Origin of the sequence: Dendrosporobacter quercicolus (assembly GCF_900104455.1) — a bacterium.
Taxonomy (GTDB): Bacteria; Bacillota; Negativicutes; order DSM-1736; family Dendrosporobacteraceae; genus Dendrosporobacter; species Dendrosporobacter quercicolus.
In genome coordinates, this window is record NZ_FNHB01000006.1 from 63,612 (window position 1) to 88,099 (window position 24,488).

Annotated in this window: 23 protein-coding genes and 1 tRNA gene; 22 read left to right on the plus strand and 2 right to left on the minus strand. The window is 50.2% G+C overall.

Features of this window, described 5'->3' with window-relative positions:
* From BLR06_RS12160 to BLR06_RS12190, 7 genes are all read left to right on the plus strand, one after another.
* Positions 1 to 588: a Yip1 family protein gene (locus tag BLR06_RS12160; protein WP_092073551.1), complete on the plus strand. Its 588-nt coding sequence runs from the start codon at positions 1 to 3 to the stop codon at positions 586 to 588.
* 318 nt (positions 589 to 906) lie between these two features.
* A complete protein-coding gene (locus BLR06_RS12165; protein ID WP_092073554.1) occupies positions 907 to 1,311 on the plus strand; it encodes a response regulator in 405 nt (134 codons plus the stop codon).
* Between the two features lie 338 nt (positions 1,312 to 1,649).
* Positions 1,650 to 2,297, plus strand: a complete 648-nt coding sequence (locus tag BLR06_RS12170; protein ID WP_092073557.1) for a hypothetical protein — start codon at positions 1,650 to 1,652, stop codon at positions 2,295 to 2,297.
* 43 nt (positions 2,298 to 2,340) lie between these two features.
* Positions 2,341 to 2,985, plus strand: coding sequence for a fructose-6-phosphate aldolase (gene fsa, locus BLR06_RS12175; RefSeq protein ID WP_092073560.1), 645 nt, complete (start codon positions 2,341 to 2,343; stop codon positions 2,983 to 2,985).
* Positions 2,986 to 3,006: 21 nt separating this feature from the next.
* Entirely contained in the window at positions 3,007 to 3,972 is a 966-nt protein-coding gene (gene glpX / locus BLR06_RS12180) for a class II fructose-bisphosphatase (RefSeq protein ID WP_092073563.1), read from the plus strand.
* Positions 3,973 to 4,226: 254 nt separating this feature from the next.
* Positions 4,227 to 4,853, plus strand: coding sequence for a hypothetical protein (locus BLR06_RS12185; RefSeq protein WP_092073566.1), 627 nt, complete (start codon positions 4,227 to 4,229; stop codon positions 4,851 to 4,853).
* Between the two features lie 493 nt (positions 4,854 to 5,346).
* Positions 5,347 to 6,318 (plus strand): P1 family peptidase, encoded by a 972-nt coding sequence (locus tag BLR06_RS12190; RefSeq protein ID WP_092073569.1) that lies wholly within the window; start codon positions 5,347 to 5,349, stop codon positions 6,316 to 6,318.
* 165 nt (positions 6,319 to 6,483) lie between these two features.
* On the opposite strand, the gene BLR06_RS12195 is transcribed toward BLR06_RS12190, so the two are convergent.
* Positions 6,484 to 6,558: transfer RNA gene (locus BLR06_RS12195), tRNA-Gly, on the minus strand.
* 148 nt (positions 6,559 to 6,706) lie between these two features.
* Positions 6,707 to 7,123, minus strand: a complete 417-nt coding sequence (locus tag BLR06_RS12200) for a pyridoxamine 5'-phosphate oxidase family protein (protein WP_092073572.1) — start codon at positions 7,121 to 7,123, stop codon at positions 6,707 to 6,709.
* A gap of 112 nt (positions 7,124 to 7,235) precedes the next feature.
* On the opposite strand from BLR06_RS12200, the gene BLR06_RS12205 reads away from it, so the two are divergent.
* The 15 genes from BLR06_RS12205 to BLR06_RS12280 all read left to right on the plus strand — a co-directional run bounded on the left by BLR06_RS12205 (position 7,236) and on the right by BLR06_RS12280 (position 24,310).
* Positions 7,236 to 8,054, plus strand: a complete 819-nt coding sequence (locus BLR06_RS12205) for a helix-turn-helix transcriptional regulator (RefSeq protein ID WP_092073575.1) — start codon at positions 7,236 to 7,238, stop codon at positions 8,052 to 8,054.
* Positions 8,051 to 8,572, plus strand: a complete 522-nt coding sequence (locus BLR06_RS12210; protein WP_245698136.1) for a ClbS/DfsB family four-helix bundle protein — start codon at positions 8,051 to 8,053, stop codon at positions 8,570 to 8,572. The genes BLR06_RS12205 and BLR06_RS12210 overlap by 4 nt, the downstream gene beginning before the upstream one ends.
* A gap of 551 nt (positions 8,573 to 9,123) precedes the next feature.
* On the plus strand, positions 9,124 to 10,566 hold the full coding sequence (locus BLR06_RS12220) for an NAD(P)/FAD-dependent oxidoreductase (protein WP_092073584.1): 1,443 nt from the start codon (positions 9,124 to 9,126) through the stop codon (positions 10,564 to 10,566).
* 197 nt (positions 10,567 to 10,763) lie between these two features.
* The gene (locus BLR06_RS19575; protein WP_092073587.1) at positions 10,764 to 10,949 is read left to right on the plus strand and encodes a hypothetical protein; all 186 of its coding nucleotides are present in this window, start codon (positions 10,764 to 10,766) and stop codon (positions 10,947 to 10,949) included.
* 145 nt (positions 10,950 to 11,094) lie between these two features.
* A complete protein-coding gene (locus BLR06_RS12230) occupies positions 11,095 to 11,961 on the plus strand; it encodes a peptidoglycan DD-metalloendopeptidase family protein (protein ID WP_217636901.1) in 867 nt (288 codons plus the stop codon).
* A gap of 137 nt (positions 11,962 to 12,098) precedes the next feature.
* Complete coding sequence (locus BLR06_RS12235; protein WP_092073593.1) at positions 12,099 to 12,479, plus strand: hypothetical protein; 381 nt, start codon at positions 12,099 to 12,101, stop codon at positions 12,477 to 12,479.
* 25 nt (positions 12,480 to 12,504) lie between these two features.
* Positions 12,505 to 12,747 (plus strand): anti-sigma-F factor Fin, encoded by a 243-nt coding sequence (locus tag BLR06_RS12240; RefSeq protein WP_092073596.1) that lies wholly within the window; start codon positions 12,505 to 12,507, stop codon positions 12,745 to 12,747.
* 87 nt (positions 12,748 to 12,834) lie between these two features.
* Positions 12,835 to 16,110: a transcription-repair coupling factor gene (mfd, locus tag BLR06_RS12245; RefSeq protein ID WP_092073599.1), complete on the plus strand. Its 3,276-nt coding sequence runs from the start codon at positions 12,835 to 12,837 to the stop codon at positions 16,108 to 16,110.
* Between the two features lie 111 nt (positions 16,111 to 16,221).
* Positions 16,222 to 16,794: a stage V sporulation protein T gene (spoVT, locus tag BLR06_RS12250; protein WP_092073602.1), complete on the plus strand. Its 573-nt coding sequence runs from the start codon at positions 16,222 to 16,224 to the stop codon at positions 16,792 to 16,794.
* Positions 16,795 to 16,983: 189 nt separating this feature from the next.
* Positions 16,984 to 18,585 (plus strand): putative polysaccharide biosynthesis protein, encoded by a 1,602-nt coding sequence (locus BLR06_RS12255; RefSeq protein ID WP_092073942.1) that lies wholly within the window; start codon positions 16,984 to 16,986, stop codon positions 18,583 to 18,585.
* Positions 18,586 to 18,598: 13 nt separating this feature from the next.
* Positions 18,599 to 20,056: a bifunctional methyltransferase/pyrophosphohydrolase YabN gene (gene yabN / locus BLR06_RS12260; protein ID WP_092073605.1), complete on the plus strand. Its 1,458-nt coding sequence runs from the start codon at positions 18,599 to 18,601 to the stop codon at positions 20,054 to 20,056.
* Between the two features lie 98 nt (positions 20,057 to 20,154).
* Positions 20,155 to 20,430, plus strand: coding sequence for an HU family DNA-binding protein (locus BLR06_RS12265; RefSeq protein WP_092073608.1), 276 nt, complete (start codon positions 20,155 to 20,157; stop codon positions 20,428 to 20,430).
* 84 nt (positions 20,431 to 20,514) lie between these two features.
* Positions 20,515 to 21,207: a response regulator gene (locus tag BLR06_RS12270; protein ID WP_092073611.1), complete on the plus strand. Its 693-nt coding sequence runs from the start codon at positions 20,515 to 20,517 to the stop codon at positions 21,205 to 21,207.
* Positions 21,208 to 21,653: 446 nt separating this feature from the next.
* On the plus strand, positions 21,654 to 22,769 hold the full coding sequence (ald, locus tag BLR06_RS12275; protein WP_092073614.1) for an alanine dehydrogenase: 1,116 nt from the start codon (positions 21,654 to 21,656) through the stop codon (positions 22,767 to 22,769).
* 134 nt (positions 22,770 to 22,903) lie between these two features.
* Positions 22,904 to 24,310, plus strand: a complete 1,407-nt coding sequence (locus tag BLR06_RS12280) for an amino acid permease (protein ID WP_092073618.1) — start codon at positions 22,904 to 22,906, stop codon at positions 24,308 to 24,310.
* Positions 24,311 to 24,488 lie beyond the last annotated feature (178 nt).

The window sequence follows — 24,488 nt, forward strand, 5'->3', positions numbered from 1 at the left end:
ATGGGAACAATATTAGACGATATCTATGATGTGCTGTTTCATCCCCGGTCGGCCCTGGGCAGAATTGCAGCGGAGAAAAAAGTAGCGGCAGCGCTGATTGTTTTTTTGTTTAGCGTCATTATTCCCATGTGGGCAATACACCTGGGGCTGCAGGCTGCCGGGAGTACAGGCTCTTTAAGTTTAATCATGGTATTTCAGGCGCTTGTCAGCCTGCTTGCCTGGCTGGCAGGGACGGCTGTATGGCACTTATGCGCGGAACTCTTGGGCGGGCGCGGCTCGGCGGTAAGTCTGCTGACAGCCTTTGGCTTCGCTCATTTTCCCCGAACCTTTATCGTACCTTTATGGGTGCTGGCCACACTGCTGCCTGATCCGCTTGTTCCGTTCTTTATGGTGCTTACCGGGCTGGCGGTTGCGTTATGGACGCTGTATCTGGAGGTTTTGGCAATTAGCGTTGTTCACGAAATCTCCGGGGCCAAAGCGTTGTTGGTTTTTTTAACTCCGCTCCTGGTGTTGATTGCAAGCGCGGTCATCATTACTTTTTTTGCCGGGGCGGCGCTGATCCAATGGCCGCTGGGCCTGGCAGGCTAAGCCGGAAGGTATGCCGGGCTGATCATTAAGCAATAGCTGCTATCCGGCGGCCGCGCCGGGGCGGTTCGCTGAAAAGGGGGCAGGGCTGGTTGGCCGGCCGCCAATGACCGGCAACCTGTCGAACTGGCTGACAGGCCGGGACGGCGGGATCGAAGATTTTACTCTCTAGAACAAAGAATTCTGAATTATTCAGAAAAAATGTCTTATATTTCCAATTAATAGGAGGATATTTTATTATCTGGTCGAATATACATATATTAGCAATAATTAAGGAAAAGTTCGTGACGAATAGTTTCTAGAGGGTAGGGTGAGCGAAGTATGTCTTTGGCAAGAAGCACAATCTTGATCGTTGATGACCAACCTGGTATTAGGCGTTTGCTTATGGAAGTTCTGACAGAGGAAGGTTATACGGTAGTTACAGCGCAAAACGGCTATGAAGGCTTGCAAAAAGCAAAAGAACTGGAACCCGCTCTGATTTTAATGGATATGAAAATGCCGGGTATGGACGGAATTGAGACGTTACGGGAATTGAGGAAAGTCGGGCAAGCAGGGAATGTTATTATGATGACAGCCTATGGTGAACTGGAACTGGTAAATCAGGCCAGAGAGCTGGGCGCGTATGCTTATATAACAAAGCCGTTTGACATTATTGCCCTGTGTGATATGGTTAGCAGTCATATTAATGATGATAAACACGATCAGCATCAATTGTTGATTGGCTAGCAAAAAACACCCAGCCTGGCTGGGTGTTTTTACTATTGCGCTGCTTTTCAGCAATATCAGGTTATACAACGCAGCTTTTTCCGCCCTGCTTCGTTGGCCGAACGGCATAAGGGCACAACGGTTTCTGCCTTCGCTGCGCTCGGTACAAACCGTGTTTTCTTTATCGTCACCTTACAGATACCCGGTCTGCGCGGCTCCTTCGCCTCGCAGGACGAAAAAATCTACATTGCCTAAACAACATCTAACTGTGCCAAGTCACTAGTAAATTGTAAAAACCAGGACAAGGCAGGATTTTTCGGGCGGCTGGCGAATCCCTTAGAAGGGAAGGGGGATGAGACGTGTTTGTCAATGCCAGTTCAACATTTGCCTTGTATTGCCAGGAATGCGGTAAAATACAGATGCATGATATTTCCCATTTTAGCATAAAAAAAACGGTACTTGAACTTAAATGCAGTTGCGGGCATGTGCAAGCCAGGCTTTCACGGGCAGGCGCCAGGCAATTTAAACTCACCATCCCCTGCGTAGTCTGTCAGTCAACGCATAGTGTATTTTTTAGCTTCAGGAAATTGTTGTATACCCTGGTGGATAAAATATATTGTGTTAAAGATAATTTTGAACTAGGTTATTTCGGCGCCCGGGCAGCAATTGAAAAGACGCTGGCCGATCAAAAGCAGGAGTGCGTGAGCTTAATTCGTGAAACCGACAAGGATGAACCGGAGGAGCACATTGAGCGGCAGCATATTGTATTGGGAATACTAAATAAAGTTCATGATATTGCCGAGCAGGGCGGGGTATATTGCCGCTGCGGCGGTGACGCGGTGGAAGCGGATTTGCTGCCGGATTGCATTATTCTGGAATGTATGCATTGCGGCGCTTATTATATCCTTGCGGCGCAGACCGAATATGACCTGCAATCCGCTCAGACGCTGGACAGTATTGAACTGGCGCCCCGGCGCTATTTGGTCAAAAGAATTGATTTTGATTAAACTGGGGTTATGAACGAGTTTACTATAAAAAAGGGGGGATAGTATGAAATTTTTCCTTGATACGGCTAACTTAACGGAGATTAAGGAGGCTGTAGCTCTCGGGGTTGTTGCAGGCGTAACAACCAATCCTTCGCTCATCGCCAGAGAGAAACGTAATATTCACGCGGTTATCAAAGAAATCGCCGGTCTGGTTACAGGGCCGGTAAGTGCGGAAGTAATTGCGACCACTTATGAGGAAATGCTGCCGGAAGCAAGGGAACTGGCCGGTTTGGCCGACAATGTCATCATTAAGGTTCCGGTAACGGCTGATGGTTTAAAAACGGCCAGCGCCTTGGCGGCTGAGGGCATTAAGACGAATGTCACCCTTGTTTTTTCGCCGAATCAGGCGCTGTTGGCGGCAAGGGCGGGTGCTGCCTATGTCAGTCCGTTTGTGGGCCGGCTGGATGATATCAGCCAGGATGGTATTGAGTTGGTTAAAACGATTGCCGATATTTTTGCCATTCATGGTGTGGAAACGGAAATTATTGCCGCCAGCATTCGTCATCCGCTGCATGTGACGCAGGCAGCTTTGGCCGGTGCGACCATAGCGACCGTTCCTTATAAGGTGTTGCTGGCCCTGCTTAAGCATCCGCTTACCGATGCCGGTATCAAGCAATTTCTGGAGGACTGGCGAAAGGCAAATATGTAGTAAAAGGTTGGGGGTTAATCAATGGATCGCGAACTAGCGTTAGAATTTGTACGGGTTACCGAAGCGGCGGCTATTGCATCAGGCCGCTGGATGGGCAAGGGAGAAAAGAATGCCGCCGATGGAGCCGCCGTAGATGCAATGCGGGAGGCTTTTGACAGTGTGGCGATTAGCGGCCGGGTTGTGATTGGCGAAGGTGAAATGGATGAAGCGCCAATGCTGTATATTGGTGAGGAAGTCGGCGGGGGCGGTATGGAAGTGGATATTGCCGTTGATCCGCTGGAAGGTACAAATTTGGTAGCCAAAGGATTGCCGGGATCAATTGCCGTACTGGCGATTGCTCCGCGGGGCGGCTTACTGCATGCGCCGGATATGTATATGGAGAAAATCTGTGTGGGTCCCAAAGCCGCCGGCAAAATTGATATTAACGCGCCGGTAGCGGAGAATCTGAAAGCTGTTGCTACGGCGCTGGACCGGAAAGTCGAAGATTTAACCATTGTGGTCCTGGATCGCGAACGTCATGCCAAAATCATCGGGGAAGCCCGCGAAGCAGGCGCCAGAATTAAGCTGATTACCGATGGCGATGTATCGCCGGCAATCAATGTCGCTATTGACGGAACCGGCGTTCATATGCTGATTGGCACCGGGGGAGCGCCGGAGGGCGTTATTGCCGCCGCTGCGCTGAAGTGTCTGGGCGGCGACATGCAGGCCCGGCTTTATCCGGAAAACCAGGCTGATATTGACCGGGCGATTAAGATGGGGATTACTGATGTGAATAAAGTGCTGACCATTGATGATATGGTCTATGGCGAGGACGCGTTTTTCGTGGCGACCGCCATCACCCAGGGCGATTTACTCAACGGCGTGCGCTATTTTGGCGGCGGGGCCAGAACTCATTCTATCGTTATGCGCTACAAATCGGGAACGGTCCGCTTTGTTGACGCCATTCATAAATTCGAACGCAAGCCGCTGTTTGTAAAACGCGTATAATAACGGGATAAACTAGTCTGCCGGCGAAAAATAATGCTGTGGCAATTAACCTATTTGCTTATACCTGCCGGCAGGTTATACAAGGGGGTGTCTTTAAATGTTTTGGCATTTTTAGACACCCCCTTTACCAAAGCTTTTTATTGATGCCTAATTTTGCCGCCGGCTGTAAGCTGTACAAATTGCTTTAAACATGCTATGGTACAGGAAAAGGATTTTTGCCGAATTTGACAAAAAGAGCAGAGGAGAGAGCATAAATGAAAAAGGTTAGAAAAGTGCTTGCCGGCCTGTTAACCATTCCCTTTTTACTGTTGCCGGCAGGAAGTTCTTCGGCTGCGGCCGGCAGCACGGCCAGCCAGGCTGCGTCGTCTGTTGTTGAGAAACAAAAGGCTTATTTTAAGTCTTTTCAGGGCGAGGTTAAAGAAGTGCAGTCTTGCTCCGGGAACGATTGCCCGCAAACTGTATTGGTAGAAGATAAAGAAGGACGGCAAGTGAATTTTATTGTGTCCAACGATACTTACCGGCTTAATGACGCTGAGATAAAAAAAGGAACAACCATCACCGGTTTTTATGATGCCAATGTCCCGGTGATCATGATTTATCCGCCGCAGTACAACGCGGAAGTTATTGTTGCCGGGGCCGGTAAGCACAACATTAAGGTTGATTTGTTTGACGATAGCTTAGTCAGTGGGGACAATTTGTTAAAGCTGAATATTTCTGATGATACCAAAATTGTGCTGGAGGATGGAACGGCGTTTAAAGGCGAGCTTGGCAACCAGCGGTTGGTGGTGCTTTACGGGCGGTCAACCAAAAGCATCCCCGCCCAAACTACGCCGGTCGAAATTATAGTATTGTTTGAACAAGCCGAACGTCCTGGTGTTTAAAGCGGGAATCGGGTCTCGCTGCTTGTAATAGGCAGAGAGCTTTTTAACCGCTAACGGCCTTGATAAGCAGGCCGCCGGATATCGAAAGCGCAAAGCCTTCCAGCAACTTGCTGGAAGGCTTTGCGCTTTCTGCATTATTAGGTGATGGGGATCAGATGCGGAAATAGAACCAAAACAGGCAAGGCTTATGTGCCGCAACAGGCGGCTGATTTGGTAAAAAAGGCAAGTTGAACTGAGCCGGACCGGGAGCAAGGGTCGTTGCAAGCAACGAACCGAAATAAGCGATAAACGCCAGAGCGGACTGCGGAGGTAATTTGCTTCCGGCAAGGAGAATCGCAGCGCTGGTGTAGAGAACTCCTGTCTATTGCCCGGTATGCATGGCAAAATGTTCAGTGGTCGCATTACTGAAATGGCAGGCAGGACAGGGGCGGGAGAGAAACGAAGTAATAAGGATAAATGCTCAAGGAGATCGGCAAGAGAAGGAGACGAAAGAATGGAGCTTATGAAAATTACCGGCATTCCAGGTATTCAAATTGGCAATGCCCAGAACCTGGAGGCTGCAACCGGCTGCACTGTTATTCTATGCGAACAGGGGGCTGTTGCCGGTGTTGATGTGCGGGGCGGAGCGCCGGGAACCCGCGAGACCGATCTTCTGAAGCCGGAGAATTACGTGGACAAGGTACATGCCGTGATGCTGGCGGGAGGCAGTGCATTTGGCCTTGATGCGGCTGCAGGCGTAATGCAGTATCTGGAGGAAAACGGCGTGGGCTTTGACGTAGGTGTGGCAAAGGTGCCGATTGTGCCCGGCGCGGTGCTTTTCGATCTGATGTGCGGAGATTCCCGTGTGCGTCCTGACAAGGCAATGGGCTATCAGGCCTGTATTGCCGCCCGGAACGGAGAGTTTTGCGAGGGATCTGCGGGAGCGGGAACGGGGGCGACGGTAGGAAAGTTTTTTGGAGCCCGGCATGCTATGAAAGGCGGACTGGGCGCAGCGTGTCTAAAGACCGGCGACCTTATGACGGGCGCAGTGGTGGCGGTCAACTGTCTGGGAGATGTGATTGATCCCGGCAGAGGCGTTGTTTTGGCGGGAGCGTACAGGGAAGACCCTTTTACCTTTATGTATACCGAGGAGGGCATGATCCGGCAATATGATAAGGCGGCCAATGTCTTCGCAGGCAATACAACCATCGGGACAATTATCACCAATGCGGCGCTGACCAAGGCCCAGGCCAACAAGGTGGCGTCTATGGCGCACAATGGTTATGGACGAACCATGCGTCCGGCGCACACGATGTTTGATGGCGATACCATCTTTGCTCTGTCGACGGGGCAGGTGGCAGCAGATGTCAATGTAGTCGGATTGCTGGCGGCAAGGGTCATGGAGCAGGCCGTCATCAATGCCGTGACAAAGGCGGTATCGCTGGCCGGTTTTAAATCGTATGGGGATATCCGTATGGAAAAGTAAACCTCGCGCTTCCCTGAGCTGCACAAATGCCGTCAAGCTGTAAAATCGCAATGACCAAGCTCGGCCGGTATGGTGCAGTCCCCCTTGCTTGGAGAGGAGACGGGCTGGCTACAGTAAAAACACAATAAAGCCTTCCGGCATAATCGCCGGAAGGCTTGGTTTTCCTGGAGCGGGCAACGAGACTCGAACTCGCGACCCACGGCTTGGGAAGCCGGTACTCTACCACTGAGCTACGCCCGCTTGATCAAATTACCAGTATAACAAAATAATTATACTTCAGACAGGAATAAAAGTCAATGTCAGAACAACGTTCCTTATGGAAAACGAGGACGCATGATCCCATGCTGGGCAGGAACGGAATTTCTCTCCGGCTGCATATTCGCATTTGCTAAAACGACAGGGCAGCCGGCTCTCCGAAGCCGGTAACAATGACGGCTTTTTTAACCTGGATTTCAAATACATCCAGTGTTCCGCCGATGGCCTCAAGCGTTTGGTCATAACCCGGCACCTTGGCGATAAACAAATCCTTTAAATCGTCGATGGTAAACCTGCTTTTTTGGACAAGCGCCTGCCGGGCCCGGACATGGGCCACGCCATCGACCGGAAAAGCTGCGTTGCTGTTTTGTTGAAATTCCAGTACTTTTTTGTTTTCCCGGTCTGACATAAAATAGAGAATGCCGGGCCGGTCAGGGGCATAAACAAAGTTAACAATCCGGACATTCGGGCGGTTATCAACCGCTGTCGCCAGAGCAAGCGCATTGGTTTGCGCTAAAACCCGATAATATTCTTTCTGAATGGTATTCATACTAAGCCTCCTAAGTTATTACTGGGGATATTCTAGCACAAATATTTGACAGCTATCCGTCAACAATATAAATTAAGAAATATAAATTAAGAATAAAAAGGCTGAAAGAAAAATGAAAATTGACCGGCTGATTGCGATTATTATCATTTTGCTGGACCGCAAAACCATCCGGGGCAAGGTCCTGGCCGATCGGTTTGAGGTTTCGCTCAGAACCATTTACCGGGATATTGACACTATCAACCTGGCTGGTATTCCGGTTGTAGCCACACCCGGGGTCAAGGGCGGTTTTGGCATTATGGACGAATATAAGGTGGATAAGAACGTATTTACCGCAACAGAGCTTGCCACTCTTTTGATGGGCCTCAGCAGCATTTCTCCAATGCTGACCGGCAAAGACACCGCAGGGACTTTCGCCAAGATCAAAAGTCTGATTCCCGCAGGCCAGGCTGATGAAATTGAGCTGAGGTCAAATCAGATCAGCATTGATTTACAGCCCTGGATCGGCAACGGCAATTTGCCGATGGCGCTGGTAAAGGATGCTTTAAACAGGCAGGTGGTGCTTGCCTTTCGGTATGCAGACCGGGCAGGCAAACCGAGTGTCCGGAGCATTGAGCCTTACCGGCTGATACTCAAGGAGAGCCACTGGTACATTTACGGCTTCTGTCTCGCCAGACAGAACTTCCGGCTGTTTAAGCTGTCACGGATGACAGACCTGGAGGTGATGAACGAAACCTTTACACTAAGGGACTTGCCGCCGCCGGTAGCGGAATTCCGCAGGCGGATGACAGACAGGCGGATAACGGTCAAGCTGCTGGTCCGCCAGTCTATAAAAGAGCGGGTCCTGGAATATTGCGGCAGTGAGAGGATGGAGGCCTGCGGCGAGGATCAGTGGACAGTTACCAATACAAGGACAAATCAAGGAGTGTTATGATGCAGGAATATCTTAGTAAAGAAGCGCTGATTGACGCCGTTAAAAAGACCTATGCGCTTTTTGACAAGGAGTTTGACGCTGTTCCGGAGCAGAAATTGAATGTCCGGTGCCCGGAGGTGGACAGAACGCCGCAGGAAATGCTGGCCTATCAGCTTGGCTGGCTGCAGCTGGTCATGGGCTGGGAGCAGGATGAAGCGGACGGAAAGACCGTGGTCACGCCATCTCCCGGCTACAAATGGAATCAGCTGGGACCGCTTTATCAACATTTTTATGCTGAATACAACGGTTATTCACTACAAGAATTACGTGAATTATTGAGCGGAAGTGTTGAAAAGTGGTGCAACTGGGTTGATCGATTGAGTGATAAGGAACTTTTTACGCCCAACATAAGAAAATGGACAGTAACAAATGCTAACTGGCCGCTGTGGAAATGGATCCATATTAATTCGGTTGCGCCATTTAAGACTTTCAGGACTAAGATTAGAAAGTGGAAAAAGCACGTTTGCAGCGTTGGCTGACAGAATGAATGCAAGCGGCTCTGCTGGGGTACAGTCAGGAATTGTCGCCCAGCCAGCTGTTACTAACAAACAAGCAACTGTCGCGCGGGGGCATTGAAACCTGTTCCGCCCATAGAAAACAGGCAGGAGGCAGCTAAATTAATTTAGCCGCCTCCTGCCTGTTTATACTTTAATGATTCCAATTTAGTCCATTCTGGAAGAGGCTTACCGCCACTATTCTGCTATAATCCGGTATACTATAGTGCATGGCAATCAATGCGGCAGTATCATAACAACAATAAGGGGTTGGAAAGCTGTGTTTTCAGCAAAAAGGGGTTGCTGCACAGGGATAGTGCTGTCTTGCTTAGTTTATTTGTTGCAGGCTGCGGCGGCGCGCAGACGGCAGTGCAGCACACTGAGGCAGCTCCTGGATGCTTAGAATTTTTACGCACAACAATAGAACTGCCGGAATGAGCGTCTTTTAAGCGCGATCATTCATCCGCCCAAAGGCAGGTTTTCTTTTTGGTTGTGCTGAAATGTTTAGCTTATCAGAGAAAAGGGGGTCGGTCGGCATGTATGATGTATGCATTATCGGCGCAGGCGTGGTTGGTCTGAATATCGCAAGGGAACTGGCCAAATATCGGGTATCGGTTTGCATACTGGAGCGTAATGATGATGTTGGCTGCGGCTGCTCGAAGGCCAATAGCGGCATTGTTCATGGCGGTTATTCGGATGAACCGGGAACGCTTAAAGCCCAATTGTGTGTTCGCGGCAATCGGATGTTTGAGCAGTTGGAGAAGGAGCTGAATTTCGGTTACCGTAATACAGGCTCGCTGGTGCTTGCCTTTGCCGAGGAAGATTTTTCAAAGCTGCAGCAGCTATATGAATATGGGACGGCAAACGGGGTGCAGGGCTTGGCGATCATTACCGGGGAACAGGCCCGCGCGAAGGAACCCTATCTGAGCGGTGAGGTGAAAGGCGCATTATATTGCGCCAACGCGGGCGTAACTTCGCCCTATGAGTTTGCTGTTGCTCTGGCCGAGAACGCCGTTCTGAACGGGGTAGAGCTGAAGCTGAACCAGGAAGTGACCCGCATTGAGCAGGCTGAGGACGGCCTCCGGGTTTTTACCGGTGCCGGTCAAGTTGCTGCGGCCCGTTATGTATTGAATGCCGCCGGTATTCATAGCGATACGGTCGCCAGGATGCTGGGCATAGACGATTACCGGATTACTCCCCGCCGGGGGCAGTATGTAGTCCTGGATAAAGATCAAAATTACCTGGTCAAGTCGGTCATTTTCCAGGTACCCACCAGGCTGGGCAAGGGAATTTTGCTTACTGCCACCTATCATGGAAATCTGATGATTGGACCCAATGCGGAAGAGGTTGACGATAAGGAAGATGTCGGCACAGATGAAAAAACACTGGCGTATATTGTACAGACTGCGCGCAAATCGGTTCCGGGCTTTAATATGAAACGCGCATTGCGTTCATTTGCCGGCAACCGGCCGGTGTCCAACCAAAAAGACTGGGTGATTGCCGCGAGCCGGGTCAAAGGATTCATTAACTTAGTGGGCATCGATTCCCCGGGGCTGACCGCATCACCGGCCATCGCCGTTAAGGTCACCGGACTTTTACAGGACAAAGGTCTTGCGCTGGTTCCCAATCCCGCTTTCCAGCCTTATCGAAAGCCGGTTATCGTTAAAAAGGGATCTGAGTTTGCCGGGGATGTTGATGCTGCTGATCCTGAGCGCCGTATCATTTGCCGGTGTGAAAAAGTGACGGAGGCTGAAATTATTGACAGCCTGTACCGGGGAATTGAGGTGCGCTCTGTGGGCGCAGTGGGGCGGCGTACCCGGGCGGGATACGGCAGCTGCCAGGGCGCTTTTTGCGGACCGAGGGTGAAGGAGCTGATCGCCCGTGAACTGCAGCTTGCTGTGGAAGAGGTGCAGCCAAGAGAGCAACCTGCAGCTGCGGCGCAAAGAGCCAAACGGCTGGAATTATACAAGCTGCATTAACCGCGTACTTCAGTGCGAGTCTTCGCGGGTATCCCGCAAAGACTGAAGCCTGGCCGGCCGTTTTGGCCGGCTGGGGCTTTTTTTGTCTGAATTTGGTGATCCGGCCTTAACGTCCGGCAATGATTATGGTATGCTACATAAGGAGGGAGGTGCAAGGTTATGTGCGCCGGGGGACTTAACGAAGGACTCCGCCCCGGGTGATTACATCGGCCGAACGGATGAAAAACAGAATTAAACTTGTAGACTACAGCATGGTATTTATATCGGTCTTGTGGCTGACAACGGTTGATTTTGATCATATGACAACGTTAAACTGGGTAGCCGGCGGCTCGATTATCGGCTATATTATCCTGTTTGTGATCAGGCGATTGATGAATAGATAGCTGTAAGTTATAACCAGTCCCAGAAAATTATGTAAATTTATGTATAAGAATATGAACAATCGTTTATGCTAATATTGGTCGTCCAATTATACGAATCCGAGGTGATGTAGTGGACTTAACCAGGGTCAGGAAGCAGCCGTTGCTGATGGCCGTATTGATAGGGATTATTTTGCTGGCGTTATTCGGGACCGTTTTGGGCAAGCGCGCTAAACCGCTGCCGTCCGAGCCGGTGCCGGAGATAGCGGTTGAGCAGCCGGTACAATCCGTACAACCCGTTCAACCCGTACAGCCCGCAGTCGCGGCAATCAAATCTCATACAGTCGGTGAGGGCGAGACGCTTAGCGGTATCGCTGAAGCTTATCATATTGATGTCGACACTTTACTGGGCGCTAATCCGGAGGCCGGAGCAACGCTTTATCCGGGCGATCAACTCGTGGTTTTGCCGCAGAAAGGGGTTCTGCATACCGTGACCGGCGGCGACACGTTATGGCGTGTTTCCAGCATCTACAATGTGGAAATTGCCGCAATACTGGCCGCCAATGCGAAACACGGCGAGGGGCTGGCCATCGGAGAGAAGCTGTTTGTGCCTGGCGGTAAACCGGTCGCTGTTGATTTACCTTCAGCTCCGGCGTCACGGGCGTCAGTCAGCCGGTTTGGCTGGCCAGCCAGCGGTGAAATCAGTTCACCGTTCGGCTCACGCTGGGGGCGGATGCACAGCGGGATTGATATTGCCAATGACATCGGCACGCCGGTTACAGCGGCATTGGCCGGCAGAGTAACTTACGCCGGCTGGTATGGCGGCTATGGCTATGCGCTGATGATTGCACATGGCAACGGGTATTCGACGTTATACGGGCATTTGTCGGCGATTTCGGTCAGCGCCGGCCAGTATGTGCGGACCGGCCAGCAAATTGCCTTGATGGGCAGTACCGGTTATTCAACCGGGCCGCATCTTCATTTTGAGGTGCGCAAAGACGGACAACCTCTCGACCCAATGAATTTTTTACCTTGAAAATAGTGACCGCAAGCTGCGTCCCATGAGCAGCTTGCGGTTTTTTTCATTATGCCGGTATATTTAGCCGATGGCCGGAGTATAAGCCGGCAATCCTGCGGTGATAATAGTTGATAAGAAGAATTCAGAGGTTAATTATGGGATATTTGATTGGCTGTCTGGTTGCGGCGCTGAGTTTTGGGTTAAACCAGGCGATGATCCGGCGTATTGGCCTTACTACGATGATCAGCTATGGTCCGTTATTGGAGGAAAGCAGCAAAACTTTGCCCGCATTTTTATTGGGTGCTGATATTCTGGCGGTGCATATTACGTTTGGTCTGGTAGAAGCCGGTTATGACTGGCGCCAAAATGGCCGTACCGGGCGTAAGGCTGCTTTGTTCAGTATCGCCGGGCATAGCTTATTTGGGGCGGCCACCCTGTTTATTTTGACGCTCAGCAGCAGTATCTGGCTGGCTTTGGCAGCCGGTATCGTGGCTCATCTGGTGTGGAATGTCACCGTTATTCGCAGATATGCATAGCGAAGTGTTACAGGAGGGTTTGACAATGAGGATTTATTACAATTGCAGCTGCTGCGGCGAAGCGATTGCCGAGCTGGACGTAGAACAGGTGGATGAAGTTAAGCTGGGGTTTGACTGCTTGACTGGCGATGAGCGTCAAGATATAATAAAAGCTGATCCTTTTTCAAATACGATGCACGTAAAATCGCTGTGCGACAGCTGCATCGAAGCGCTAGGGTTGGCTGATGAACAACAGTTATGGACACGAAGGCCAAATTATTTGCATTAGCAGATCGGCTGATTTAACACAACTAGTTTAAATATATAGGGCTTTAGCTATAGCTAAAGCCCCTTTTGGCATGGGTGAGGTGTAAGTATGAATAAACTTTTTGAAGCAATGAAGGCTGACGTAGCGTTTTCTAAGGCTTTGGAATGCTATCAGGCGCAAGGGCAGAACGTGGTGTACGGATTGACCGGAACACAAAAGAGCGCTGTTATTGCCGCGGCTTATCAGCAGAATCCCCGGGCAACGGTTATTGTTACCGGTAATAATGAGGGGCTGGAACAATTGCATACCGATCTTGGGACATTGCTGCCTGATGCGGTAATTGCCGACCTGCCGGCGCTGGATATTGTCACTTTTTCGGCAGCAGCCAAAAGTGTGGAATTGGCGGCCCGGCGGATGGATGTGCTGGGCAGGCTGGTACGTCAGGAGAAAATTATTGTGCTGGCGACCATTGAGGCTGCAATGCAAAAGGGGTTATCGCGGCAGGAATTCGAAAACAACCGTCTGAATATCGCGGTTGGCATCGAGATAACACGGGAGCAGGTACTGGAGAACCTGGTACGGTTCGGGTATGAGCGGGTGGATCAGGTTGGCAGTATTGGCCAGTTCAGCGCCCGCGGCGGGATTGTCGACGTTTTTCCGGTGAATGTGACCGCGCCGCTCAGGATTGAGTTTTTCGGTGATGAGATTGATTCGCTGCGGCAGTTTGATATTGTTACTCAGCGTTCCAGTCATAATGTTACGCAAGCCGATATTTTGCCGCTTACCGAACCGGAGCATAGCGCAAAACCAGCGGTATTTCTGTCTTATTTGCCTCAGCCGGCTACTATTATTTTTGATGAGCCGACCAGAATCAGAGAACAGCTTGGTAAGCTGATTAAGGAAAATCCGGAGCTTAAGCGACGTTCGTTTACCTGGGCGGATATTACGTCGGCCGCCAAGAATTACAATATTATTTATTTGTCGTTAATGCTGCAAAAAATTCCTTATACGGAACCAACGGAAATTATCAGTGTCGCCGCTAAAGGCATTGCCCCTTTTCACCGCCAGATGGATATGGTGATTAGTGAGCTTAACAATCTGCTGGAGCGAAACTTTACGCCGATTATTTTTTTGTCTAATGAAGATAAGGCGGTCGCTTTTCAACAAAGTTTAAGCGAGCAAGGGGTCAGCGCGAGTTATGCCAGCAAGATAAAGCAGCTGGCCGCCTCTACCGTTCTGGTTACTGTCGGCGTTTTATCGGGCGGATTTGAATTGCCGCAGGCCCGTCTGGCCGTTATTGTTGAAAAAGATATTTTCGGCCGTCAAAAGAAGCGTCCCCGGCCCCGCGCCGCCAAGGGACAGCAGATCACCTACTTCCGGGACATCAATCTGGGCGACTATGTCGTGCATGCCAATCATGGGATTGGCAAATATGTCGGTGTGGAAACGTTAAGCGTAGGCGGTGTAAATAAGGATTATTTGCATATCCGTTATGCCGGCGAGGATAAACTGTATGTGCCGACCGATCAGGTGCATTTGCTGCAAAAATATATCGGTTCAGAAGGTGAAGCGCCCAGACTGCATAAAATGGGCGGCGTCGAATGGCTAAAAGCCAAAAGCAAGGCCAAAGCGGCTGTCGCCGATATGGCCAAGGAATTGCTGGCTTTATACGCCGAACGGCAAGTTGGCGCCGGTTATGCTTTTGAACCTGATACGCCCTGGCAGAAAGAGTTTGAGGATACATTTCCGTTTGAAGAAACTCCGGATCAACTGGCGGCAATCGCCGAAATTAAAGCTGATATGGAAAAGCCCCGGCCAATGGACCGGTTGCTCTGCGGGGATGTTGGCTTTGGTAAAACCGAAGTAGCGATTAGAGCGGCCTTTAAGGCGGTAATGAGTGGGAAACAGGTAGCAGTGCTGGTACCGACAACGGTGTTGGCCCAGCAGCACTTTCAGACTTTTCTCAGCCGGTTTGCCGGTTTTGGCCCGGTGGTTGATGTGGTCAGCCGTTTTCGCAGCGCCAAAGAACAAAAAGCTACACTGGCCAAGGTGGCCAGCGGCCAGGTGGATGTACTGATCGGCACCCACCGGATGTTGAACGCGGATGTGGTATTTAAGGATTTAGGACTGCTGATCGTCGATGAGGAACAGCGGTTTGGGGTGGCGCAGAAGGAAAAGCTGAAAAAATGGCGCTGCAATATTGATGTGCTGACATTAAGCGCCACGCCAATTCCGCGGACTCTGCACATGTCACTGGTCAATGCCCGGGACATGAGTATTATTGAAACTCCGCCGGAAGACCGGTTTCCCGTACAAACCTATGTCGTCGAATATAACGAGCAGATCATCAGGGATGCCATTAAGCGGGAACTAAAACGCGGCGGACAGGTCTATTTTGTTTATAACCGGGTGGAAACCATCGATAAAGTGCAGCGGCAGCTGTCTGAAATGCTGCCTGACGCCAAAATTCAAAGCGCTCACGGGCAAATGCCGGAAGAATTGCTGGAGCAGGTTATGCTTGATTTCTATGAAGGTCATGATGAAGTGCTGGTGTGCACCAGTATTATTGAAAATGGCCTTGATGTTTCCAATGCCAATACGATTGTTATTTACGACGCCGATCATTTCGGGCTGTCTCAGCTTTACCAGATGCGCGGGCGGGTAGGGCGGTCACACCGGATGGCTTTTGCCTACTTTACCTACCGGGCCGATAAAGTGCTAACCGAGGTTGCTGAAAAAAGGCTGCAGGCCATTAAGGAATTTGCCGAGCTGGGAGCCGGTTTTAAAATTGCCATGCGCGATTTGGAAATTCGCGGCGCCGGTAATTTGCTGGGGGCCCAGCAGCACGGCCATATTGCCAGTGTAGGGTTTGAAATGTATTGCCGTCTGCTGGAGGAAGCGGTCCAGGAGCTTAGAACCGGCCGGCGGGTGGAATTGCCGGTTGAACCTGTTTTAGAATTAAATGTGGAAGCTTATTTAAGCGGCGACTATATTGGCGATGCCATGCATAAGATTGAAATATATCAGAGAATTGCCGCCATCCGCAATGAAGAGCATGTAAGCCAGCTGCTGGATGAACTGATTGACCGGTTTGGGGATCCGCCCAAACCAGTATTAAATTTGTTGACGGTGGCCCGCATTAAAAATATTGCCCGGCAGTTGGGCGTTAAATCTATTATTCAACAGCTCAGAGGACTGGAAATTATTTTTGGCGATCAACCGAATGTCAATATCACCGGCATTTTGGAACTTAAAGCGCAATTCGGCAGTAATGTGACAATGCTGCCGGGACCTCCGGAAATAATCAAGCTGCGGTTGACCAAATTAGCGGAAAATAATTTACTAGATGTTCTGCACAAATTGCTTAAAGTCCTGATAAAATAAGCACTTGCGGCCATTTTGGGCCGAAGGGCAATCAATGAATAAAAATGATTGGCGGGATATATACTATCACTGAGGCTAAATGTCAAAAACTGTAGAAAAGGGGGGATACTGGTGAAAGCGACAGGAATCGTTAGAAGAATTGATGACCTAGGAAGAGTGGTAATACCAAAAGAAATCCGTAGAACACTTAGAATACGTGAAGGAGACCCACTGGAAATTTATGTGGACCGTGAAGGTGAGGTTATCCTGAAAAAATACTCCCCGGTAGGTGAACTGGGTGATTTCGCTAAGGAATACTGCGATTCTTTATATGAAGCTATCGGCCAGATCATTCTTATCGCTGACCGCGACAATGTCGTCGCTGTCGCCGGCGCTTCAAAGAAAGAGTTCTTGAACAAGCCGATAGGCTCGATCTTAGAAAAAGTAATGGAAGACCGCAAAGCGGTGTTAATTAACAATCCAAGCGAGAATAAACATGGAAAAGCCAACCCAATTGATGTGGATGACGAGGATGACGATGCGGTGAAGTTTACCGCCGAAGTGATTGCGCCGATCATCGTCGAGGGCGATGCCATTGGTGCAGTAGTGATTTGCTCTAAACAAGCTGGCGTCCAAATGGGTGATATGGAAATTAAACTCGCCGAAACTGCTGCAGGTTTTCTAGCTAAACAAATGTCACAATAATTATTGCCTTCTGTTGTTTTATGAGTAGCGGACGCCGTTCGCTACTTTTCTATTACCGGAATATTTTACCGGATTTCTTTGGAATGAGGCCTGTTCTTTGCTATAATACTACCAGGTAGATAAAAACCTATTCTCCGGGTAAGGCTCACTTGACAAGTTTAATAGCGCTTTGGGAGAGGAATGACTTTAGTGAGTAAAGACACATTTTTGAGAGGTGCGCTGATTTTAACAATAGCAGGGATTATTGTTAAAATCATTGGGTCGGTGAACCGGATTCTGCTGTCCCGGCTGCTGGGGGGCGAGGGCATTGGCTTGTATCAGATGGCCTATCCCATTTATTTACTGGCGTTAAGTGTATCATCAGCCGGTATCCCAGTGGCAATTTCAATTATCGTGGCTGAAAAAATCGCCCGTTCTGATTATCGTGGCGCCAACCGGGTATTTCGTATTTCCTTAAGCGTGCTGGCGGTTACCGGGTTGATTTTTAGTTTTTTATTGTACTTCGGCGCCGGCTGGCTGGTGGAAAACCAGTATGTGCGTGATGCCAGAGCCTACTACGCGATAGCTGCGTTAGCGCCGGCGATATTCTTTGTCACCGTGCTATCGAGCTACCGCGGTTATTTCCAGGGATTGCAAATGATGACCCCTACCGCTGTTTCCCAGATTTTCGAGCAACTGGTGCGGGTAGTCACGATGATTGCCCTGGCTTTTATTCTGCTGCCGCAGGGACTGGAATATGCCGCCGCCGGGGCCAGCTTTGGCGCCGGGCCAGGTGCCGCCGCCGGCTTACTGGTGCTGCTTTATTATTACTGGCGTCAGCGTAAGGTCTATCAAATTCAGGCGCAACTGCAGGCCGACGTTAAACAGGAATCAAGTATCCGTATTATTTCCCGAATGGTTAAACTGGCTCTGCCGGTTTCGCTGGCCAATATTATGCTGCCCCTGGTATCGAATATTGATCTCCTGATTGTTCCGGCCAGACTGGAAGTTGCGGGCTTTACGGTTGAGCAGGCCACCGAGCTGTTTGGCTATTTAACCGGCATGGCGGTGGCATTGGTTAATTTACCGACCATTCTTACCGCATCGCTGGCCGCCAGCCTGGTGCCAGCGGTATCAGAAGCATTTACGCTAGGGGATCATAAGCGCATTTATCAGCGTACGGCCACAGCGATGCGGATTGCCAATCTGATTACCATTCCCAGTTTTGTAGGCATGTGGCTGCTGGCTGCGCCAATATCGCAAATGCTTTACGGCACACCCAACGCCGGCACCTCAATTGCGGTTCTATCGATTGGGATTGTTATGCTGGGGATGGGGCAGGTGACCACCGGTGTTTTGCAGGGACTGGGTCATACCACCATTCCACTGATCAACATGGCAATATCGGCTGCCGTAAAAGTGGTATTAAGCTGGGTGCTCACGGCAATTCCCTCGCTGGGCATTAAAGGCGCCGCCTGGGCTACCAATGCCGACTTCGCGGTGGCCGCCGTTTTGAATATTTATTTTGTCTACCGTTATGTGGGCTTTAGCATCAGTTTGCCGGATACCCTCAAAGCAATTTGTTCAGCCGCCATTATGGGCGGGGTGGTGCTCTTAACCTATGATGCGGTAATGGGACAGTTATTCAGCAACACTCTGGCTACCTTAATCGCCATTGTCATCGGCGTGGGCGTGTATGGCCTGTCCCTGCTGCTGCTGGGCGGCGTCAATGAACGCGATGTGGAACGGGTGCCGAAAGTAGGCGGCAAGCTGCTTGCTATACTGCGAAAATTACGGCTGTTAAAAAAATAAGGGGATGACTGGATTGGGAGAATTGATGATTGTTGGACTGGGGCCGGGCTCGCTCGGCCTGCTTACCCTGGAGACCTGGGATCTGCTGGCAGCGGCGGATTTAGTGCTGCTTAGGACGGCCAAGCATCCTACGGTTGACGGGCTGAAGGAGCGCGGCGTCAGCTTTGTAAGCTATGATGATGTTTATGATGCCCAGCCGACCTTTGACGCAGTCTATGATTTTATTGCCAGAGACTGCCTGGCGAAAGTTGAAAAAGGGCAAAAAGTAGTTTATGCCGTTCCGGGAAGTCCGCTTGTGGCGGAAAAAACAGTAAGCCTGATTCGATTACTAGCGGCTGAACGGAACATAGCGGTTAAGATTGCGCCGGGGATGAGCTTTCTGGAGGTGCTGTATGTCCGGCTGGGAGTGGACCCGGCAGCCGGTATGACCATTCTGGACAGCATTGATCTGGCGGTCTTGCGGGACAAGCCGTCAACCGGCCTGGTTGTTACGCAGATCTACAGCCGGCAGGTTGCTTCAGAAGCCAAGCTGTCGCTGATGGAATGGTATGCGGATGACGATGAAATTATCGTGGCGCGCAATCTGGGGCTTCCCGGTGAGGAAGTCCGTAAAATTCCCTTGTATGAACTGGACCGGCTGCCGGTCATTGATCATCTGACAAGCGTCTACGTTCCGCCAGGACAAGCCGGGCCGGGCCAATTTGAACTTTCCCCTGTCATTGACATAATGGCCCGTCTGAGGGCGCCTGGCGGCTGTCTGTGGGATATTGAGCAGACCCATCGGAGCCTGCGCCGTTATTTGGTTGAGGAAGTTTATGAGGTGCTTGAGGCGATTGATCTTAAATCCGCCGGTCAGCTTTGTGAAGAACTGGGCGATCTGTTGTTGCAAATCGTATTTCATGCCCGTATTGCTGAAGAGTGCGGTGATTTTACCATGCAGGAGGTCATTGATGGCGTCGCCGCCAAGCTGGTACGCCGCCATCCTCATGTTTTCGGCGATGTCACCGTACAGGATGCCGGTGAAGTGGTGCTGAACTGGGAACAGATCAAGCAGCAGGAAAAAGGGCATGAACGACCGTCGGTGCTTGACGGTATCCCGCCGGAGCTGCCCGGTTTGATGAAAGCCTGCAAGCTGCAGATAAAAGCTGCGAAAGTAGGTTTTGACTGGGATAATATTGCCCCGGTTTGGGAAAAGATAGAGGAAGAGATTGCTGAGCTTAAAACTGCGATTGAAAGTGGCGACACAGAGGCGATGGAAGGTGAACTGGGCGATATTTTATTTGCGGTTGTAAATTTAGCGCGATTTTTGAAGGTGGATGCGGAGATTGCGTTGAATGTAACCAATAGCAAATTTAAGCGCAGGTTTGTCCATATGGAAGCCGCCGTCGGCGAAAAAGGGCTTAACTGGGAGCAACTTACGCTGGCTGAGCTTGATCAGCTGTGGGATGAAGCAAAACTCGCGGAAGGATAAGCCAGTAATTTTTGCCAAATTTTTTCTGAGTAGACAGGAATAAAAACACAAATAGCGAATTATGCTATTCGTAACGATTTCACGAGGAGGATGAATTTGTGAATAAAACTGAATTGGTAGCCAGCATTGCCGAAAAAGCCGGCCTTACTAAAAAAGATGCCGAGAAAGCTGTAAACGCTTTGTTCGCCAGCATTGAAGAAGCTTTGGTACTCGAAGATAAAGTGCAGATTATCGGCTTTGGCACTTTCGAAGTGAAAACCCGCGAAGAAAGAAAAGGCCGCAATCCGCAAACCGGCGCTGAAATTACCATTCCAGCTTCCAAGAACCCTGTGTTCAAGGCTGGTAAAGGTTTGAAAGACGCCATTAATCAATAATATACAATAAAAACCAGGTTAATTTTTTTAACCTGGTTTTTATTTAACTATCATTCAGATAAATTATCTGTAGGGAGTGAGAAAATGACGGGAACAATATTAATTGTGGATGATGAAGCGTCAATCCGGGAGTTGCTGAAATTTAACCTGCAAAAAGAAGGCTATCATGTACTGGAAGCCGAGACGGGAACTGACGGCCTGAGCATCGCCAAAAACGAGAAGCCGGATTTAGTCGTGCTGGATCTGATGCTGCCTGGACTTGACGGTCTTGAAATCTGCCGGAACCTGAAAAGCCAGCAGAATACCGCCGGTATTCCAATCATCATGCTGACTGCAAAAAATGAGGAAATTGACAAAATTATCGGCCTGGAGCTGGGGGCAGACGATTATTTGACAAAACCGTTCAGTCCGCGTGAACTGGTGGCTAGAATTAAGGCGGTGCTCCGCCGCAGCAACAAGGAGAGCTTACCGGCCGGTGAGTTGATGATTGGGAAGCTCAGATTAAATTTCAGCCGGTATGAAGCCTTTCTAAGCAAGGATAAACTGGAGTTGACACCGAAAGAATATGAACTGCTTAAATTGTTTATTACCAATTTAGGGCGGGTGTACAGTCGTGAGCAGCTGCTGGAAAAGGTCTGGGGCTACGAATACTTTGGCGACACCAGAACGGTTGATGTGCATGTTCGCCATCTCCGGGCAAAACTGGCGGCTGAACCGGAGATTGCTGAAGCTATTGAGACGGTGCGCGGGGTTGGTTACCGGTTTCGCGATATTTAATTACCGGCCATTGGCTGCCACCCGACCGGCGGCGTCAGCCGTTTTTTGCCGTTATTTAGCATGCACCTGCGCTAAATGCATGTCCCGCCAATTCATAAGAATGCCTGGGCCGGGAGTATCCGGAATAATAAGTTTCCACCTGGAAACTTATTATTCCGGCAAGTGTAAACAAAAGTTTCCCGGAAATACTAGTCGTACATCGCTCGAATTTTGAGATTAGAATGAGAGAATTTTTTTTTGCCCTGCGCGGCGGAAGAAGCCGCAATGATCGGACATGCAAGGCGCCGACGACGAAGCAGGGCGAAAAAAGACCGCATGATAAGCCGAATGCTTAGGTGGCGATCTATCCTAGGACTAACTGTCCTAGGGCTTTTGCGGTTTGGCATAGTTCTTGCATTATTTTTTCAGAGACGGGGAATGAAATTTATTTATGGAGGGACGTAATCATGATTATTGGGGTAGCGAAAGAAATTAAAAATAACGAGAACCGGGTGGGGCTTACTCCAGCGGGTACCGAAGCACTGTGCAAGGCCGGTCATACCGTCCTGATTGAAAAAAATGCCGGCGGCGGCAGCGGCTTTCAGGATGAAAGCTACCGTAAAGCCGGCGGCCTGATTATGAGTGATAAAAAAGCGTTATTTGCCGAAGCTGAGATGATCATTAAGGTAAAAGAACCGCTGCCGGAGGAATATGAATTGTTTCATGAGGGGCAGATCCTTTACACGTATCTGCATTTAGCGCCTGAACCGGCGCTGGCCAAAGCCCTGCTAAGCAAAAAAGTGGTCGGTATTGCTTATGAGACAATTGAAGGCCCTAACCATTCTTTGCCCCTGCTGTCGCCAATGAGTGAAGTAGCCGGCCGTATGGCAGTGCAGATTGGCGCGCAGTTTCTTGAAAAGCCCTATGGCGGCAAAGGCGTTTTGCTCGGGGGTGTGCCGGGGGTTGAGGCTGCGCAGGTAGTCATTATCGGCGGTGGTATTGTCGGCGCGAATGCAGCCAAAATGGCCGTTGGCCTAGGCGCCCGCGTGACGATCATCGACCGCTCGTTAGAACGGCTCCGCTATCTGGCCGATATTTTCGGCAGCCGTGTGGTGACCGTGATGTCCAACAGCTATAATATCGCCAATTGGGTGCGCAAGGCAGACCTGCTGGTAGGGGCGGTACTCATTCCGGGCGCCAAAGCGCCTAAGCTGGTAAGCCGGGAGATGGTTGAGACAATGGAAGTCGGTTCGGTAATTGTCGATGTGGCCATTGACCAGGGAGGCTCCATTGAAACGGTTGACCGGATTACTACCCATAGCGAGCCTACGTATACCCAGTATGGCGTCATTCATTATTCGGTAGCCAATATGCCGGGTGCTGTCGCCCGTACATCCACGCTTGCGCTGACGAACGCTACTTTGGATTATGCCCTGCAAATTGCCAATAAAGGCTGGAAACAGGCTGTCCTTGACCATCCGGGGTTGGCGAAAGGCGTTAATGTGCTCGATGGTAAGGTGACTTATCAGAGTGTTGCCGCTGCTCTGAACACCGTTTATTATCAATTGAATGAACTGCTGTAGGGAGCAGCCGGCAACAGGGTTCTATGTCAACAAATGGCGTTGTCCGAAACTACGCGCTGCTTCTTTGCTGACATAGAACCAATGTAATGCCGGACAATTAATTGAAGATTCGAATAAATTACAGGAGGATGTGTATGAACTTATTCAGAACGAAAAGCATAGAAACTTTAAGGGCCATGGCCGAAAAATCGGGAATGAAAAAAAGTCTGAGCGCTGTTGATTTGATATTTTTGGGGATCGGCAGTATTATTGGCACCGGAATTTTTGTTCTTACCGGGGTTGCAGCGGCCAATTACGCCGGCCCGGCGCTTATGCTGTCGTTTGTGCTTTCCGGTCTGGCCTGTGTATTTGCCGGTCTGGCCTACGCCGAATTTGCTTCCATTGTTCCCTCGGCGGGCAGCGCTTACACATATACTTATGCCTCACTTGGCGAGTTCATGGCTTTTTTAGTCGGCTGGAATCTGATTTTGGAGTACACGGTAACGGCCAGTGCTGTTGCCGCCGGCTGGTCAGGCTATGTAGTCGGGCTGCTCCGAGCCGGCGGCATTGATTTGCCGGCAGCGTATACTCTGGTACCGGCTGACGGCGGCATAATCAATATACCGGCAATTATCATCGTTATGTTTCTCAGCATTTTGCTGGTACGGGGAACAAGGGAAAGCACCAAGCTGAACAGGGTACTTGTTATCATTAAACTGGCCACCGTATTCATCTTTTTATTTCTGGCCGGTCCCAAAGTCAATCCGGCTAACTGGGAACCGTTCATGCCGTTTGGCTTTGCCGGAGTGGCCGGCGGCGCGGCAATTGTCTTTTTCGCTTATCTCGGCTTTGATGCTGTGGCGACCTCGGCTGAAGAGTGCCACAATCCAAGCAGGGATTTGCCAATTGGTATTATTGGTTCACTTGTGGTATGTACAATTTTATATATTGCTGTTTCCGGCGTTTTGACCGGTGTTGTCCCCTACACCCAGCTGAATAATCCCGAGCCGGTCGCTTACGCCCTGCGTTATATCGGCTATAATATTGGTTCAGCCTTGGTTGGGGTCGGCGCTATTTGCGGCATTACCACCGTGCTGCTGGTCTTTTTATACGGCCAGGCCCGGGTATTCTTTGCGATGTCCCGTGACGGCATGGTTCCTTCTTCCATCTGCAAAGTTCATCCGGTTTATAAAACTCCGTATCTGGTTACCATTGTTGGCGCAATCCTGGTCAGCGCCATCGCCGGTTTTGCGCCGATCGGCCTGATTGCCGAAATGGCGAATATCGGAACATTAAGCGCTTTTGTGGTTGCTGCGGTGGGCGTTTTGGTACTCAGGTATACGAAACCGGACATTCCCCGGTCTTTTAGATGTCCGGCGCTGATCGTTATATCTCCGCTTGCGGTGCTGTCCTGCGGGTTCTTAATGTACAATTTGCCCGCCGATACCTGGATTCGTTTTGTCGTCTGGTGCGTCATCGGGTTGGCGGTATATTTCGGTTATAGTTATAAACATAGTACCTTAAATCAGGATGAGGCAAAACATGCTTCCGGCAAACAATAACATTAAGCCGATGCCCGGCTTCGGTTGTTGCAGCTGATTGAAAAATGGTACGCAGGCTGAAAACGGCGGTTGCCTTGGCGACAGGGGTGCGTTACATATTCTTTATGTAACGGCGCCCCTTTTTATCATCGTTGCGTCCACCACGGTGCTGGTCTTTTACATGGTTGGACAGATTCGC